Source organism: Pseudomonas palleroniana, assembly GCF_003031675.1.
Classification (GTDB): Bacteria; Pseudomonadota; Gammaproteobacteria; order Pseudomonadales; family Pseudomonadaceae; genus Aquipseudomonas; species Aquipseudomonas palleroniana.
In genome coordinates this window covers 1-16,181 of sequence record NZ_PYWX01000068.1, presented here as the reverse complement: position 1 = coordinate 16,181, position 16,181 = coordinate 1, and the positions used below count along the sequence as shown (strand labels likewise).

Genomic DNA, 16,181 nt, shown 5'->3' with positions numbered 1-16,181 from the left:
GTGCCGCCCCTATCGAAGCCTCGCTAAAGCTCGACATCTCCCACACTGGGCGGCGTTGGCGCGGGCTACTTGACCAGTCGCTTCTCTTTCGACGGCCGATAACCGAAGTAGGCGCTGTAGCACTTGCTGAAATGGCTCGGCGACACAAACCCGCACGCAACCAGCACATCGACTTGGGACAACTCGGTGTGCTGCAGCAACCGCCGTGCCTCGGTCACGCGCAATTCCATGTAATAGCGTTGCGGCGTGGTGCCCAACTGCTCCTTGAACAAACGCTCCAGCTGACGCCGCGAACGGCCGGCGTACACAGCCAGTTGGTCGAGTTCGAGGGGTTCTTCCAGGTTGGCGTCCATCAGTTTCACCACCTCGCGCAACGGCGCGCTGACGCAGACGTTCTCGGTGGGTTTGATCCGGCGATAACGCGACTCTTCAAAGGCCAGGATGTCTTCGATCCCTTCGACCAGCGCCTTGCCATGCAGCTCCTTGATCCAGTCGAGCGCCATATGGAAGGCTCCCGATGGGCTGGAAGCCGTCAGGCGGTCGCGGTCGATCACGTAGGGCTCGCTGGTGACCTGGGCGGCCTTGGACACCTCCGCCAGTGCCGGGCGATGTTCCGGGTGAATGGCGCAGCGGTAACCGTCCAACAGCCCGGCCCGCCCGAGGAACCAGGCGCCATTCCACAGGCCAGCGAGGCCGATACCGAGTTCGTCGGCGGTACGCAGCAATTGTATCAACTCATCGCCCGCCTTGAGTTCGGTGCGAAAACCACCACACACCACCAATAGATCCAGCTCCAGCAATACCGCCGCGTGCAGGGGCGCATCGGGGCGGATCACCAGGCCCAGGTCGCTGATCACCTCGGCATCGCTGAAGCCGAAGGTACGCGTCGTAAACAGCTCGGGCCGCAACAGGTTGGCGGTGATCAGCGTATCGAGGGCCTGAGTGAATGCGGGCAGGGAGAAATGTTCAAGCAACAAAAAGCCGACGCGCTTGAGCGGCGACGGCTGTTGGGGATAGTCATTGAGGTAGCGCAGGTTCTTGCCTTTCATACCACCGCTGAACTGGCGTCTTTCCATCGAGGGTCGGCCCACTGTTATTGTTGAGTGCTGTGGGCGACATCTTAGAGGATTGGTGCGTCAAAGCGGCGAAAACGTGGAATGCAGGGCTGATCTTTATAAACACGGCCCCTTTGCAAGCCCGCGCCGCTGCACACCCAGAGTGATCTGATACGGTTTTTTCTTTCGCATCTGCCGCTGTATCGAAATCGGCTCCGAGCGGACAATAGCCTCACTCCCGACACCCTTGTCGAGCATGGCAGGCAGGTTCCTGCCATCCCCTTCCCTTCGGAGGCGTTATGACCAAGATGGCACTTTTCCTGTTCGGCTTTCTGGTGCTGACCATCGGCATCGGCATGCTGGCGACCATATCCCCGGTTTAAAGCCGATCAACTGCCCGCGAGCATCGGATACAACGACACCACCAGCAGCGCAGCCATCAACCCGTTGAACAACCGCAACCAGCGCGGCTCGCGCAACACATTGCGCAAGCCGCTGCCACAGCCCACCCAGACACACACGCTGGGCAAGTTGACCACGGCAAACACCAGGGCGATCACCAGCACGTTGGTGATATAACCCTCGGCCGGCGTATAGGTGGTGATCGCGCCCAACGCCATGATCCATGCCTTGGGGTTGACCCATTGAAACGCCGCTGCCGCCAGGAACGTCATGGGCTTGCCCTGCTCATCACAGCTGTCGGACATCCCCGCGGAAGTCGCAATCTTCCACGCCAGATACAGCAAGTAGGTTGCGCCCACATAGCGCAACACCGTGTAGGCCCACGGAAACAGCTTGAACACCTCGCCCAGGCCCAGCCCGACCGAAATCACCAGCACCATGAAGCCGATGCTGATCCCCAAGGCATGGGGCATCGAACGGCGAAACCCGAAGTTCACCCCCGACGCCAGCAACATGGTGTTGTTGGGGCCCGGGGTGATCGAGGACACGAAAGCGAACAGCACGAAGGCAGACAGCAGGCTGGTAGACATGAACATGGCGCGGCATCCTGGCGGTTGTTATGCCTGCGACAGTAGAGGGTTCTCGCCCCTGGCGCTCCGTACAGCTATGGGCAGATACAGGAATACACCTTGGCACTCTTGAGAAACTCAAGGCTTTTGCGGCATCTTGATAACGCTGTACCTCTGACTAAGCTGCGACTGTCGCATTGAGACGACACTCCACGCGATGAAACGCACTGTTTTTTTCAGCCAGCACACAGGGAATGGTTCAGCATGGCGGGACTGATTGATGTCTGAGACAACGGATCCCTCGAACCGGGCCAGCAAAGTTGCCGCCGTGGTGCTCCTCATGACCATGGTCATGCTGGGCGTATTCCCGATCGACGTGCTCCTGCCTTCGTTCCCGGCACTGTCAACGCACTTCAACACCACGCCCTCAGACATAGCATTGTCTGTCAGTGTATTTGCGATCGGCATCTCCCTCTCGCAATTGCTGATCGGCCCGCTGTCTGACGCACTCGGTCGCAAGACTCTGTTGCTGGGCGGAATGGCCGTTTCGGTTGTGGGCGCCTTGGGCTGCGTCTGGGCGACGGACTATGCAGCCTTCCTGATATTTCGTGTGGTTCAGGCGGTAGGTTGCGGCTGTTTTGTGTTGTCCCAGGCCTTGGTGCAAGACCTGTTTGTGGGTAAGGAGCGCGACCGCTTGCGCATCCTGATGGTGACGGCCAGCGGGATTTTCATTTCGATCTCGCCGCTGGTGGGCAGCGTGCTGCAACAGTGGCTGGACTGGCAGGGCAGCTTCTACGTGTTCGCCGCCATTGCCATCGTGGTGTTTGTGAAAGCCAGTCTGTCACTGCGTAACCCGCCCATCGTGAATGCGGGGGCGAATCTCAATATCTTCAAAACTTACCGGCAGCTGTGCCGTCACTTCAATTTCATTGCGTACTGGTTGATCTGCGCCATCGTATTTGCCTGCCACTTCTCGTTCATCGTGGTCTCGCCCCTGGTGTTCCTTGAACAGTTGCACATGAGCAACTACGAATTCTCGCTGATGCTGCTGCTCTACGGCGCGGCCTACGTCATGGGCGGCACGCTCGCCGGCGTACTGAGTAAGCGCATGGAATCGGCCACGCAAATCAGCACGGGCTTGTGCCTGATATTCCTTGCGGGGCTGACGATGCTGCTGTTGGCCAACCTCTATGGCCTAGCGCCCCTGACAGTACTGGTGCCCATGATGATCTGCACCGCAGGCACGACCATCACCCGCCCCGCCGCCACCTCCAGAGCGATGGAGCTGTTCCCGGACAACGCCGGGGCCTCGGCGTCGGCGGGTAATACGATTATTTTCATCGGCGGCGGCTTGATCAGCGCCCTGGTCAACCTCAGCCCGTTTGACCTGCAGATGACGTTGGCGATCAGCTTCATTGTGCTGAGTGGTGTTGCGCTGCTTGTCAATGAACGCATCAATCGGGCGGCCAGCGTACAAAGCCTGGCGTGATACGCGGTCGACGTGGTCAGCGCATCGTCGTTACGCCGGAGCAAAAAAAGGCGCTCCTGAGAGCGCCTTTTTATTACTACTGACTTACTGCAAGCTTACCTGACGTAGTTCGGGTTCTTTCCCGCCACCGATCGTGATGCGTTTAGGCTTGGCCTCTTCAGGCACCACACGCAGCAAGTCGATGCTTAACAGTCCGTTGTTCATCGAAGCGCCACGCACCTCAATGTGATCTGCCAGGCGGAACGACAACCGGAATGCCCGTTGCGCGATGCCCTGGTGCAGATAGGTGACTTCTTTGTCGGTTTCACGCTTGTCACCCACGACTGTCAAGACGCCCTTCTCGACCTGGATATCCAGATCCGCTTCAGTGAGTCCGGCTACGGCAATGACAATGCGATATTCGTCGTCACCGTGCTTTTCCACGTTGTGAGGCGGATAGGTGTTTGGAGCCTCGCTGCGCAGCGCCGACTCAAACAGGTCATTGAAGCGATCGAAGCCCACGGATTGACGGAACAAAGGGGCCAGCGAAAGGGTAGTAGCCATCTCGAAATCTCCTGATTAAATCCAAGTGATTAAGTGCGCGACCCGCATTCGGCGTCGCGTGCTGAAAATTTATGTGCGCGGAAAAGGATTTCAAGAGGGCTGAAAAAATTTTTTACATTCGCGCCAGCAAGGTTCGGTTAAGCTCAAAATTTTCTGGCAAGGAGCCAATCTGATGGATCTCAAAAAAGCTTTAGTGCTTATAGCAGCGCTATCCGCTACAGGCTGTGGAACCGTCAACACCACTTTCCGAGACGACATGGTCGCGAGCAATAAGCTTGCTCGTTGGAAATCTCACTGCGCTTCGGTGCCGAGAATTTATAGCGGTGCCGTTTTTGATTACTGCACACTCGATGCGGCGCCACGCCGGAGCACCGGCTTTGACGGATACCCATCTGCGTCATTAATTGCGCTGGATATGGGGCTGTCTGGAATTGCCGACACCCTCCTCTTGCCCTATACGATTTACCTACAGAGCAAGCATGGTGATATAGAAAAGGCGAGGTTCGAATAGTCGCACGCAAGCGTTCCAGCCCTGCCTAGGGCTGTCCTGACTACAGGTAGATCCGAGACATTAAAAACCCGGCGCGGTGGCCGGGTTCGATGCATTACGAATTCTCAGTTGTCGGGATGCTCGCTCGCCACTGAATCAGCAGCGTCTACATCCGACATGTCCTCTTCAAGAGGCGCGTCATCGTCTGGAGGCAATGGAATACCATCCTCATCGCGCTTCGAATCGTGCCCTGTCTGATTGTCCGGGGCGTTCTCGTTGATTTCCATGCTGGCTCTCCGTTCTAACGCACAGGATATCCGCGCTTAAAGATGGGAGTCGGCAGGTTGTAGCGAGTGCCGGGCGCTGGACGAACGGCGGAGCAAAAGGCGGCGTTTGCCGCCCATCCAAGGGATGATAGGTATAAACATGAGTGCAAGACCTTTACTGTATGAATGAACAGGTGCTAGGCTCGCCGTGCTTTGTGCACAAGACAGGGACCACGGCCGGGCTTGCAGGATTGGTCTGCGGGTTCGGCAAGCCGATATGAATGTTGACGCATTCATCCGGCTCATTCTTTTTTAAAGAATCAATTCATCGTGCGCCCTAGAGGATTTGCCAATGAACAAAAAACCCAGCAATTTCAAAAGGGACACGATTGCGTTAATAAGAAAACTTCCAAGTGAGTTTATTTTAGCCTCTCTATTGGGAACTGTACCGACAGTGTTATTTAGCTCTACCGAAAAAGATGTTAATGAAATTGTAGAGGGACTGCTAGCAATCGGCCCGCTCATTCAATATTCAACTTATCTTATCGCCCCTTATGTCCTAGCTTTCATCATTAAGCACGGAATACGGTTTAGCTCTGACAAAAGTATTGACACCTTCAACTTTATTCATAAAAACATTGCAGAAGTAGGGACCGGACTTCTTACCATCACCAGAACTGGTTTAGGTGCAGCACTTGGAGTTCTAGTATTAGGGCTGACCACAGATATTATTACAATCAACAGCCAGCAAATCGCGACATTAATAGTAATGATACTTTCACTCACCCTTGCTAATTGCGCGCTCGCTCTTGGAAAAGACACGCTAATAGAACAAACCACCAGATCTCATATAAAAAACCCTATTAAGCTTAGTCCTAAACTAAAGTAATCATTGGTGATCCTAGAGAGTTATCGTCGATAACATAAGCTTGGCAAGCTTTAAGCGCAATCAATCCTTGGTCGCCGGCATCGGTGATTCCGATAATTCGTTGAGCATGCACTGGGTCAAGTTGGGCTCTTGTGGTGCCATGAAGCACGCGCCCGGTGGCGGTGGTGGTTGGCATTGCACTGCTGCCGGTGGTTTCGGTGGCGGCGAGTACGACTGACAGCCGCAGATCAGCAGTAGCCAGGCGATTACGCAGGCGAGCCTGCTTGGATTGCTCATCGGCCAATTCCTTGTAGTGCGTTTCGTCTTTGTTCTTCAGGCGGAGCTCCAGGGCAAGTCGCTTGTCCTGCTCGGTACGTTGCAGAGCAGCAGACGCTTGGGATATTTCGTTCAGTGTGTCCGCCTGCAGCCGGGCTTGCCGCTCTAGCACGCGGCCATAATGCCAGTCCTGAGCAGTCCAGGCCAATACTGCAGATCCTGTGACTACCACCACTAACAGCAAGTTGATAGCGGCGATACGGAACTGCGCAGGGATCAGATCGAAGAGACGCATAAAACCGCCCTCGCCCTGGTCCACAATTGCAACCGGTCATCCAGGCCATTAAGGCCGCCATTGATCCGGCGAGCGATGGTGTCGAACTGGTCCTGATCCGCGAGTGCATTTAGCCCGTTTACAGACCAGAACCAAGCAGCCGACTCTGCCGCCCATTGCGGCTGTTCGAGCAGATCGGGGGTGCGCAGTAATCGCTCATCGCCGAACAGTGCCAGGCTGCAGCGCAGGTAGTTATCGTGCCCGGTAACCTAGATCAATCCTCGGCCGCGATAGCGTTGACCACCACCATCTGCACCTGGGGTATTACCAAGCTTGGCAGCCAGATTGCCGGTATCGTATTTGCTCAGGTATCGATCTCCGCCCAGCTCGCGGACGTACTGCAGCTGACCCGACTCGTGACCAAGCTGCGCCAGGAAAGCAGCCTGGCGTTTCGGTGTATTGATCTGTCGATGCGCCATTGCGGCGTTCAGCGCAGATACAAAAACGCCCGCTCGACCGAGTCCACTAGGTACTCACCATCGAGGCCGACCTTGAACCCCTGGGCGTTGATTGACCGCTCGGCAAAGATGTCTGTCCGGCCGGGCATCTCCAGACGCACGTCGGCGGTCGAGCGATTAAACGCCGCTAAACGTGCTTTGGCTGCTGATTCAGCAGCGGTCTTGTTCGGGTAGATGTGCCGATAAGTGTGCACCGCTGGCAAGCCGTCCGGGGCGTCACAATTGTCGATGGTGACCACACTTAACTTGCCGTCCTTTTTATTCTGGTGCTTGGTCGACACGACGTTGTGCGAATTGCGATCCCCAACACATCCGGCCTTAGGATGAGCCAGCAGATGCTGCGCAATCGTTGGGACCATGCCCGCGAGAAGGCCGCGATTAAAGCCGCCGCTGACGGAGGCTCTTTTTTGGCAGTGCTGATTCGCCAGTTTCAGTTCAAGGACATTCGCCCGAAAGCAGCCAGCGAGATTGAGCTGGCGCACGCTAGCAGGCTGCTTGGACACTCCACCGAAGAAATAACAAAGAAAGTCTATCAACGTGTTGGTGAGATAGTGAGTCCAACTAAATAAGAGGTTACATAACGTCTGTAAAGTCAAAGTTTTCCTTAGCTACCCTCTAGCCCCAGAACAAACCCAACCCAAAACTTTAACAAAAGTAAAAGAACGGGTACGCTATAGCGAAACTTCAGCACCACACACCATAGGCCAGGGCGGCATAGCATGACTATAAATACGGGATTTCATCTTAAGAACTATAAAAGTTTTGGCTCATCGGGCGCGGGTCTCCACACAATCAAGCCTATAAACGTTATTGTGGGGCGCAACAACATAGGAAAGTCAGCATTACTACACGCCCTGGATTATTTGTGTGTAAACTATATAAACAAAGCAAACATCAATACTTGCATTGAAATTTCGGAAGCACTCGACGAACGAACCCTAATGAGCTTATTTCCTAAAAATACGAGCGGAGGATCATTAGGAGGTAATCATTGGCTGGATCACGGAAAGAAATTCGTAGACGCCACGTTAACTTGGAAAGAAGTATCCAAGAGTAAAATGGAGGTTGTCAACGTAAGTGTCCCGGCGTCTGACCCCGAGATACAGCACCTAACATCCACCCATCCAAGTTCAGAACTACGGTTATACACACATGTAAGACTGGACGCCGACCGTGACATAACGCCAGAAAAAATCACATCTGAAATGTTGATATCGAGCAATGGCAATGGTGCAACGGAGACAATCCACAAATACCTCCAACATGTTGAATTTGATAGATCATTCATCCAAGTAAAGCTACTTAATGCGCTTAATAAAATATTCTCACCAGACATAGAATTCAACGAAATAACTACTCGCTATCATTCAGAAAATGAAAAATGGGAAATATTTCTCGGAGAGAAAAGTAAAGGCGCCATCGCCTTATCAGCTTCTGGAAGCGGGCTTAAAACCGTGATACTCACGCTTTTAAACCTATTGATTCGCCCTGACTTCGAAAAAAAGCCAGTTCAAAAATATATATTTTCACTAGAAGAGTTGGAAAACAACCTACACCCAGCCTTACAAAGAAACCTGTTCATTTATTTGGAAGAGTTCGCAATCACCAATGAATGCCATATATTCCTAACCACACACTCAAACGTTGCCATTGATATATTTGGTGACTCTGAACAGTCGCAGATCTTGCATGTAACACGAGGCAACGACGGCGTTACCGGCACCCTTTATAACGGAGATGTGGGTGGACATGGAGTTCTTGATGATCTCGGAGTGCGGGCAAGCGATCTATTGCAAGCCAACGGTCTGATATGGGTAGAAGGCCCTTCGGACAGAGTATTTATAAAAAAATGGATCGAAATATGGAGTAATGGCGAATTAAGCGAAGGACGCCACTTTCAATTTGTATTCTATGGCGGAAGTGTTTTAGCGAATATCAACGCCAGTCCCACTGAGACCGAAATAAGAGAGGCAGTCAGCGCTTTCAAGATCAACCGTAATTTTGCATTCGTCTGTGATAGTGACCGCAGAGCACCCAACGGCACATTAAAACCAAGAGTTTCTCAACTGATCAATGAAGTCGCGGGTACTCGTGCAATGGTATGGGTAACTCGATGTAAAGAGATTGAAAATTATATACCAAAGGAATCATTTGAAGCGGTCCACGATCGCACTGAACTACCACAGATCGGGGAGTACGATTCCATTCAGGATTATCTCATCACAAATGGAATATCACGCGCAAAAGACTACACCAACAAGCACAGCAAAGCCTTCGCATATGCAGAACATTTAACAAAAGATAATCTCGCCTTCCGACCTGAACTCGAAAAAGAGCTCACAGAGCTAGTAGCCAAAATCCGTATCTGGAATCGCTGATTATCTCCAGTACTGCCCCTCTTTGCACAGGGGCAGTACTGCGGAGAACCTGCGACGACTGGCCTTGGTGAGAAAATGGCACAGCGTTGCGGAACACATCCTAAAAGTTGCGGAACGGTTCTTAAATCTTAAGCATTAAAAAACCCCGTAGACCATTGATCTACGGGGCTTTAAGAGTGGAGGCCGAGGTCGGAATCGAACCGGCGTAGGCGGATTTGCAATCCGCTGCATAACCATTTTGCTACTCGGCCTCAAACGATCAATGCCCTTACCACTGGCACTCACCGCATATAAACTTGAGTGGGCTATAAAACCCTGCCTCTACTCTAACTCATTGAATACATTGAGGTTTTTAATGCCTCTTTGCGTTCGATGGGCGCCATTATGTACTCATTTGCTTTTGCCTGCAACCCCTTGATTTCAAAAATATTTCGTATTGGCATCAAGGGGTTGCGGGGCTGTCTTACTCCTGGATGCGTTGCTCCTGATACTGCGGGTCGGCCTTGATCTGGGCGTCGGTGAATGGCAGTGGGCGCAGTTTTTTATCGGAGAAGGCTTGGGTCTGGTCCTTGGCATGTGGCGAGGTGGGGTTGCTGGATTCGGAGAACGCCAACAGCCCGAGGGCTTGGGGGCCTTTGTCGTCGAAGGTGACGATTTGCAGGTAGCTGGTGCCGCTGATGACTTCGCGTTTGCCGTCGGCGCGGGGCACGGTTTGCATGGCGTTATAGATGCCCAGGTGTTGCGGGCCGCCGTGCATCGGGATTTGGCCGCTGACTTGGATGTCGCCCCAGCGGCTCAGGCCAAGTTTGCTCACGGCTGCCGTCGACGCGAGCATGGCTTCGCGCAAGACCTTGGCCACGGGGGCACGGTCGATGGCCAGGCCACGCGGCGTGGTCAGCGGTTGGGCTGGGTCGAAGGCCACGCGCCAGGCATCGGGGATTTGCTGCAGGTGGTCCACCAGGTTGATGAAGTGCACCAGGCCCAGGCCGCTGTCGAGGTTGGCGTGCTGGTCCCAGTTTTTCAGGCTGGCGCACAGTGGCTGCAAGGCGGTGGCGTCGGCACCGAGGTGTTTGGCGCAGAATTCGAGCAGGTCGGGCATCACTTGGCCGGCGAGGTACACCTCGTTGTCCATGACCATATTTTGCAGGTCATTCACGCTGATCGGCTGTTTCTCCAGGGATTGCAGGCGCTGCACAGCGAAACGCGCGCGTGGGCCGAGGCCGATGTTGTCCTGGCTGATCACCGGTGAGAACCCGGTCAATGGCGACTTGGGATTGACCAGCCACGCCGAGTCATTGGAATGCTGCACGTAGTCGCTGCGTTGCAATTGCGGCAATTGGTCGGCGGCGAAGATGCCGGGCTGGGCCGCGCGCGGGTCGATGTCCCAGGCGCAGGCGCTGTGGGCGCCATCGAGCAGGATCATTTGCAGGCCGGCCCGTGGGTCGCTGCACTGTTTGAGTTTGGCGGCGCTGACGTTGGGCACCACCGACAGGTTCATGTACAGGCTCTGGCCCTGGTCGTCGGCGGCCAGGGTGTTGACCCACGGAATACCTTGCAGGCTATGCACCGAGGTCTGCAGTTCCTGGAGGCTGGCGGCGCGGTTCATCGCGTACCACTGCTGCAACACGCGGTCATTGCCCAGGTTGGCGTCGCGCAGGCTGAACGCGTAGCGGCTGTCCCAGTCCAGTTTGCCGGGCCATTGCACCACCGGGCCGAACTGCGAGCTATAGACCGTATGCGTCTGCGCCTTGAGGCCACCGCCGGGTTGTTTGACCTGCACCGTCAGCGCGGTTTTATCCAGGGGGATGGATTTGCCGTCGAGCAGGTAACGCGTGGAGTCCTTGGGGTCGAGCGTCAGCCGATACAGGGTGAAATGCTTGGAGGTGTCGACCGTATGCGTCCACGCCACATGCTGGTTGAAGCCGATATTGATCACCGGCAAACCTGGCAGCGCCGCCCCCATCACATCCAGTTGGCCTGGAATGGTCAGGTGCATCTCATAAAAGCGCATGCCGCCCACCCAAGGGAAATGCGGGTTGGCCAACAGCATCCCACGGCCATTGAACGAACGGTCACGGCCAACCGCCACCGCATTGCTGCCCCGTTCAAGGTTGAAGCGCTGTTGATGGGCCGCGGCCAGCTCAAAGGCTTTTGTGCCAGGTTGCACACGCGCCGTGGCTTGAGGTGGCGCGGCGCCGACCAGGGCTTCGGCGAATTGGCCGACGCCGCCTTCCACCAGCAGTCGGCGTGTCAGCTTGACCAGATCCTCCACCACCAGCGGTCGAACCCAGTCAGCCTGGCACTGAGCGGGTGCGCCCTGCTCTTTCAGATAGCGGTTGTAACCCGCGACATAACCTTCCATGCGCTGACGCATCTGCGGGCTCTGCGCCTTCCAGAACGCGCCAACCGCCTCAGGGGTGTTGAGCCAGGTGAAAAAGATATCGCTGGCAAGGTTGTTACGCTCCTCCAGCGTCGCCTGCTCCGGGCCAAAGAACCTGGCGCGCTCGCCGTTCACGGTGACCACTTCGTTGGCCAACAGACACAGGTTGTCTTGGGCATAGGCATAGCCGATGCCGTAGCCCAGGCCGCGCTCGTCTTGGGCGCGGATGTGCGGCACGCCGTAGGTGGTGCGGCGGATTTCTGCGGATGCCTGCGCCACCGGCTCGCGTGCCGATGCAGCAAGACTCGACCCCAGCAATGCCCCTGCCAGGCACACCCTCACCCACCCGTTGAAAATAATCACGCAAGCTCCACAGTCAAATTGAACAACACGCGGGAAACCTCCCCACCCTAAGGACGCATCCCGCCGGGAACAATTTAGCCACGGCCTGGGTGATTTGCAGCGTTTGACCTGTGACAAACGTGATACCGACAAATTTTCTACATCTGCCGCTTCATGATTTACGTCGCTCGTTCGTCTTATTGGCTAAGAGCGCCATCATTTTTCCTGATCAGGCTCTGATAAGGAGTTTTTTGCATGTACAACTCGCAACTGCCCACGGACGGACACTCACCGGCTGCCGATGCCCATTTCAGCGCCGGCACGCAAGCGCTTGGCAAAGCCACTGAACAGCAAGGCAACCAGCGCATTCGCCATTTGCTCAAGTGCTTCGGCCTGCGCACCAGCCTGATCCGGCTGAAAGTCATCGACGCCCTGCTCACTGCCGCAGACAACCAGCGCACCCTGGGGGTACGTGGCGTGCACAGCCATTTGCTCGAGCTGGGCATCCCACTGTCGTTTCTCAGCGTGCGCGAGGTGCTCAAGCGCCTGTGCAGCGAGGGCGTGCTCACCCTCAATGCCGACAAAAGCTACAGCCTGCATGAAGAGGCTGCCAAAGTGCTCGACGGCCGCGCTTGAATCTCGCCCCGAGATCAGAAGCCAGGCTTGACCTTGCGCCGCATGATGCCGTTGATGACCACCACGACCACTGCCACGGCGATGGCGATGTACTGGAAGGTTTTCTCGCTGATAACCCCAGTGTTCTGCAGGTGAGACAGGCCAAGCATGGTCGCCAGTACGATCAGGGAAATCAGAATGGAATATTTCAAACGTTGCTTTTGGGTCATGACGGGTTCCTGAACCTAGAGAGTGTGTCCGCTTTGTAACGCCGCGATCTATCCGTTAACGGGGATGGATCGGTGAGTCGGCCAGCGCCTATGTTACAGGCGATGTAAACGTTTGGCTCCGCGAGATCGCCTCTTACACTCTCAACCGCCTGGCGCTGGAACCCAAACACCTGTTTTCAACACCCCAGAAGAGTGCCTGACCCTAGGGATCGACGTAGGGAGGGTGCATCTTTCCGGTACGAACACAGGTGTTAACGCCAATGCTCATAAGCCCTTCGCCGTTCTCCCCGCCTGCATTGCCGCAATCCATTACAGGCCAGACGTCTTTTCCAACGGAAAGTCTTCCAATCGATAGCCGCCCGACCTTGCCGCCCTTGGGCAATCTCGGCGGTGCCTTGTCCTGGGCCGTTCCACCGAGTATCGAACAGCAACGCGCCATTGAAACCGTGGTCACCGACAATACGCCCAACCTGCCCGGCTTCGTTCGGCTGGGACGTGCGGGAGCGCTGGACTACCTGATGAACCTACAGCCGTTGTCCACTGAGGCATTAACCGACCTGGACAAGGCTTTGGAAACCCTGCTCAAGACGCCCCAGGCGCGGGTATTGGGCAACGCCATCCGGACCCGACTTGACGGCATCGAGACCGATACCAGTGTGGCGGACTATGTGCTGGCGGCGATCCATATTGGTCTCGACCCCGAATCGATCAACACGCCCCATCGCAACAGAGTGGCCAATTTCGACCTTGCAAGCGAGCGCCATTGGGGCAAATCCGCCGCAGAAGTGATTAATGAACTGGCCCACCATCTGGAACAGCAAGCCAGGACCGCAAAAGGCCGGGGCCAGTTGGCGGCCCGCCTGATATTGGCAGCCCGGGCGCCCGAATTTCTGGTCAAGGACATTCCCCCTCAGGTGGTCTTTGGCAGCCAGGCATGGGCCAACTTCTGCATCAATGTGGCCACACAGGAAGCCCAAGCCCCCGGCTCGGTCCGCCACAAAACCTATGCCCAGGTCATGATCGATGCCGACGCCTCGCAGATTCCACCCGCCGACACGACGCTGCTGAACGCGCTGATCGATTGGGCGGTGTGCAACGGTCACCTTCCCAAGCGCTATGACGATCACTACGACAGCGAAGAAATAGCCGGTGCGCAAACTGCCTTCAACGCTCAACAGGACGCCCTGCATATTGCCTCCAGCCGACTGGGTGACGCACTGCCCAGTCGGAAGGCCATGGCCCTGGCCGCGCTAAAGGCGCATTTCCCGGATGTGGCGGATGACGTCTTCGAGAAACGAGTACTGTCGATCAAGCACCGCGAGTTCAATCCGGGTGCACGCTCAATGCTCGACATCATCATGGAGGGACACACACTGCCCCCTGGCGAAGAATGGCAGACCTTTGATAAAGACGTGCCGCTCAAGCGTTTCAATACGTTCAGCCGGAGCGCACACGCAAACATCCTGCAGGCATTCAACTCCGCGCTGGACGCGCAAAAGCAACTCCACCAGACACTCGTCAAATACCTGATCGCCAACCTGCCGCTGGAGGATCGGGAAAACCTTGAACAAGGAAAGCTCGAGTTTTACAAGGAAGGGACTTACAAAATCGGCACGGGCTTTCTCGATGCCCCTGAACTGATCGAGCAAAAAAACCGCCTGCTGCTAAAAGTCACGCGCAATAAAGAAACCCATCTTTATGCGCTGGACCCGGAAAAGGGCTTGCTGACAAAGCGGCCCAACCTCAACGACCTCAAAAGTAGCCGAAACGGCAGCACCCTGTTCCAGGCCGAACGGGTGCAGCCGCAAGGCAAAAATGCGCAAACGCTACAGGACGTCAGGATTAGCCCCGGTGTCCCCAAAAGCTTCTCCAGCGAACGCAGCCAGCACATCGCCGAGGTTTACGTCGCGGCCCTCGGCCTCGAGCAACAGGCGCGGGGGCTTACCTCCTATGACGTAGAGCGAGGGCAGCAAGCAGCCGTCGCCGATTTTCTGCTGGACCTTGTGCCGCTCAGGTCAGCCATCGTCAACTTCCGCGCCGGTCACTACGGTGCAGGCGCCTTCGACTTGACGCTGGATATTTTTGCGCTTGTCACGGCCGGCCTCGGGGCCGGCAGCAAGGTACTCAAAGCTTTGAAAGGTACCGGCTCCGCCGTCAGCAAAGTGCTCAAGGTCGGAAAAATCTTCGGCACCGCCACCCTGGGTGAACTCAACCCTCTGAGCGGCACCGGCGATCTCTGGGTGGGGGCTGGAAAACTACTGACTTGCGGGCTGAGCACTGCCGCGCAGGGCATTAAAAAACTGCGCGGCACCGCCACCCGCGTGGATTTGCTCGAAGCCGGCAAACACTTTGAGTCAGCCGCCAACGGGACCTTTAAATTGGGCGAGCACACCGTCGAAGGCAGTGCCGTGTTGCTCAACGGTAAATGGTATGCCTTCGATGCAGACAGGATGCAGCCCTACGGCTCCCCCCTTGAGGACTTCTCGGCCCTGCAGACATTGGCGCCCAGCCCCAACACCCACACCCCAGGCACACACCGCGTTCACCCCTACCATCACAGTGGTCTGCGTCAACGACCCAAAATTACCCGCAAGGCGCTGCCCGAAGGCAGCTACTCGGAAGCCACGAAAGGCAAACTGGAGGTCGGCCATTTCATTCGAGGTGATGGAAAAGATGAAACCTTCAAAAAATTCGTGGATGACATGTTCGAATTTTATGACGAGATAGCTCTCAACCCAGTGCCGCGCCCGACGCTGCCGTCCCTGGCGGGAGAGGTCGAAATACCCGAGCTGATTACCCGTTCCTTGCAAGCTGCGGATGGGATCGTGTTTGGGGAGAAGCATGATCAGATGGCCAGTTTCAAATTGCTGGCACAGCAGATTGATACGCTTGTCAGCCAAAAAGTAAAAAAGGTGTATTTCGAAGGCCTGATCGATTTGCCTCCCTACGGCCTGGTGGACGACGGCATCGGCATGCTCGGCAAACAGATGCCGCGCACCAGCCCGACATTCGAGGAGCTTAAAAAACTATTTGAAAGCAAGGGCATCGAGGTCTTGCCTCTGGACCACTATTATTTGACGCGGCACAAGGACGTAAAGGCGCTCTATGGCGCCACCACAACAGGTTCCGGCTCTGTACAACGGCTTCAGGAGTTCAACTACCACGCCTCGGAGGTCATACAGGCCAACTCGGGCACCGAAAAATGGATTGCCCTGGTGGGCGCCTCTCACATGAACACCGCCGAGGGCGTTCCGGGCCTGGCCGAGTTGACAGGCGCCATCGGTATCGGCGTATTCGACAACCCCGGCATCGCGAAGTCCATCGGCCTCAAAGACACCCGTCAGTTGCCCGACCCCATGAAGCCCTTGAAACCGGGGGATGTGCCGGGCGACTTGCAGATCTACATGAAACCCTAAACCCAGCCAACACCTCGTGGCGAGGGAGCTTGCTCCCGTTGGACTGCGTAGCAGGCCCAGTCTTTTCAAA

Annotated in this window: 13 protein-coding genes, 1 tRNA gene and 2 pseudogenes; 6 read left to right on the top strand and 10 right to left on the bottom strand. The window is 55.8% G+C overall.

Translation table 11 applies throughout. The features are described from left to right. Positions 1-65 precede the first annotated feature (65 nt). Positions 66-1,049: a GlxA family transcriptional regulator gene (locus C9383_RS23185; RefSeq protein ID WP_090370862.1), complete on the bottom strand. Its 984-nt coding sequence runs from the start codon at positions 1,047-1,049 to the stop codon at positions 66-68. A 395-nt stretch (positions 1,050-1,444) separates the two neighbouring features. Then, positions 1,445-2,053, bottom strand: coding sequence for a LysE family translocator (locus C9383_RS23180; protein ID WP_090370858.1), 609 nt, complete (start codon positions 2,051-2,053; stop codon positions 1,445-1,447). Positions 2,054-2,306: 253 nt separating this feature from the next. Between C9383_RS23180 and C9383_RS23175 the strand changes: the two genes are divergently transcribed. Continuing rightward, positions 2,307-3,515 carry a multidrug effflux MFS transporter gene (locus tag C9383_RS23175; RefSeq protein WP_090370856.1) on the top strand — a complete coding sequence of 403 codons (1,209 nt, stop codon included), beginning with the start codon at positions 2,307-2,309 and terminating at the stop codon, positions 3,513-3,515. An 84-nt stretch (positions 3,516-3,599) separates the two neighbouring features. On the opposite strand, the gene C9383_RS23170 is transcribed toward C9383_RS23175, so the two are convergent. After that, entirely contained in the window at positions 3,600-4,058 is a 459-nt protein-coding gene (locus tag C9383_RS23170; protein ID WP_060752735.1) for an Hsp20 family protein, read from the bottom strand. Positions 4,059-4,230: 172 nt separating this feature from the next. Here C9383_RS23170 and C9383_RS23165 point away from each other — a divergent pair, with 172 nt between their 5' ends. Then, positions 4,231-4,569, top strand: coding sequence for a YceK/YidQ family lipoprotein (locus tag C9383_RS23165; protein ID WP_090370854.1), 339 nt, complete (start codon positions 4,231-4,233; stop codon positions 4,567-4,569). A gap of 104 nt (positions 4,570-4,673) precedes the next feature. On the opposite strand, the gene C9383_RS28230 is transcribed toward C9383_RS23165, so the two are convergent. Next, positions 4,674-4,835 (bottom strand): hypothetical protein, encoded by a 162-nt coding sequence (locus C9383_RS28230; RefSeq protein WP_162843529.1) that lies wholly within the window; start codon positions 4,833-4,835, stop codon positions 4,674-4,676. A 331-nt stretch (positions 4,836-5,166) separates the two neighbouring features. On the opposite strand from C9383_RS28230, the gene C9383_RS28055 reads away from it, so the two are divergent. Next, complete coding sequence (locus C9383_RS28055; protein ID WP_090370852.1) at positions 5,167-5,703, top strand: hypothetical protein; 537 nt, start codon at positions 5,167-5,169, stop codon at positions 5,701-5,703. Here C9383_RS28055 and C9383_RS23160 read toward each other — a convergent pair. From C9383_RS23160 to C9383_RS23150, 3 genes and pseudogenes are all read right to left on the bottom strand, one after another. After that, on the bottom strand, positions 5,690-6,253 hold the full coding sequence (locus C9383_RS23160) for a lysis system spanin subunit (RefSeq protein ID WP_090370849.1): 564 nt from the start codon (positions 6,251-6,253) through the stop codon (positions 5,690-5,692). The genes C9383_RS28055 and C9383_RS23160 overlap by 14 nt on opposite strands. Further along, positions 6,235-6,747, bottom strand: a pseudogene (locus C9383_RS23155) (glycoside hydrolase family 19 protein); the annotation flags it as partial. The gene C9383_RS23160 and the pseudogene C9383_RS23155, both read right to left, overlap by 19 nt. After that, positions 6,720-7,058 (bottom strand): annotated as a pseudogene (locus C9383_RS23150) (phage late control D family protein); the annotation flags it as partial. The pseudogenes C9383_RS23150 and C9383_RS23155, both read right to left, overlap by 28 nt. A gap of 411 nt (positions 7,059-7,469) precedes the next feature. Between C9383_RS23150 and C9383_RS23140 the strand changes: the two are divergent. Continuing rightward, on the top strand, positions 7,470-9,128 hold the full coding sequence (locus tag C9383_RS23140) for an ATP-dependent nuclease (protein WP_090370845.1): 1,659 nt from the start codon (positions 7,470-7,472) through the stop codon (positions 9,126-9,128). Between the two features lie 177 nt (positions 9,129-9,305). Here the strand turns inward: C9383_RS23140 and C9383_RS23135 are convergent. Both C9383_RS23135 and pvdQ read right to left on the bottom strand, forming a co-directional pair. Then, positions 9,306-9,379: transfer RNA gene (locus C9383_RS23135), tRNA-Cys, on the bottom strand. A 212-nt stretch (positions 9,380-9,591) separates the two neighbouring features. Beyond that, positions 9,592-11,871: a bifunctional acylase PvdQ gene (pvdQ, locus tag C9383_RS23130; protein WP_090370843.1), complete on the bottom strand. Its 2,280-nt coding sequence runs from the start codon at positions 11,869-11,871 to the stop codon at positions 9,592-9,594. A gap of 234 nt (positions 11,872-12,105) precedes the next feature. Here pvdQ and C9383_RS23125 point away from each other — a divergent pair, with 234 nt between their 5' ends. Then, positions 12,106-12,486, top strand: a complete 381-nt coding sequence (locus tag C9383_RS23125; protein WP_090370841.1) for a fe2+ zn2+ uptake regulation protein — start codon at positions 12,106-12,108, stop codon at positions 12,484-12,486. A 14-nt stretch (positions 12,487-12,500) separates the two neighbouring features. Here C9383_RS23125 and C9383_RS23120 read toward each other — a convergent pair whose 3' ends face one another. Further along, on the bottom strand, positions 12,501-12,695 hold the full coding sequence (locus C9383_RS23120; protein WP_060752731.1) for a hypothetical protein: 195 nt from the start codon (positions 12,693-12,695) through the stop codon (positions 12,501-12,503). Between the two features lie 260 nt (positions 12,696-12,955). Between C9383_RS23120 and C9383_RS23115 the strand changes: the two genes are divergently transcribed. Further along, entirely contained in the window at positions 12,956-16,111 is a 3,156-nt protein-coding gene (locus tag C9383_RS23115) for a membrane-targeted effector domain-containing toxin (protein WP_143038211.1), read from the top strand. The last annotated feature ends 70 nt before the right edge of the window (positions 16,112-16,181 follow it).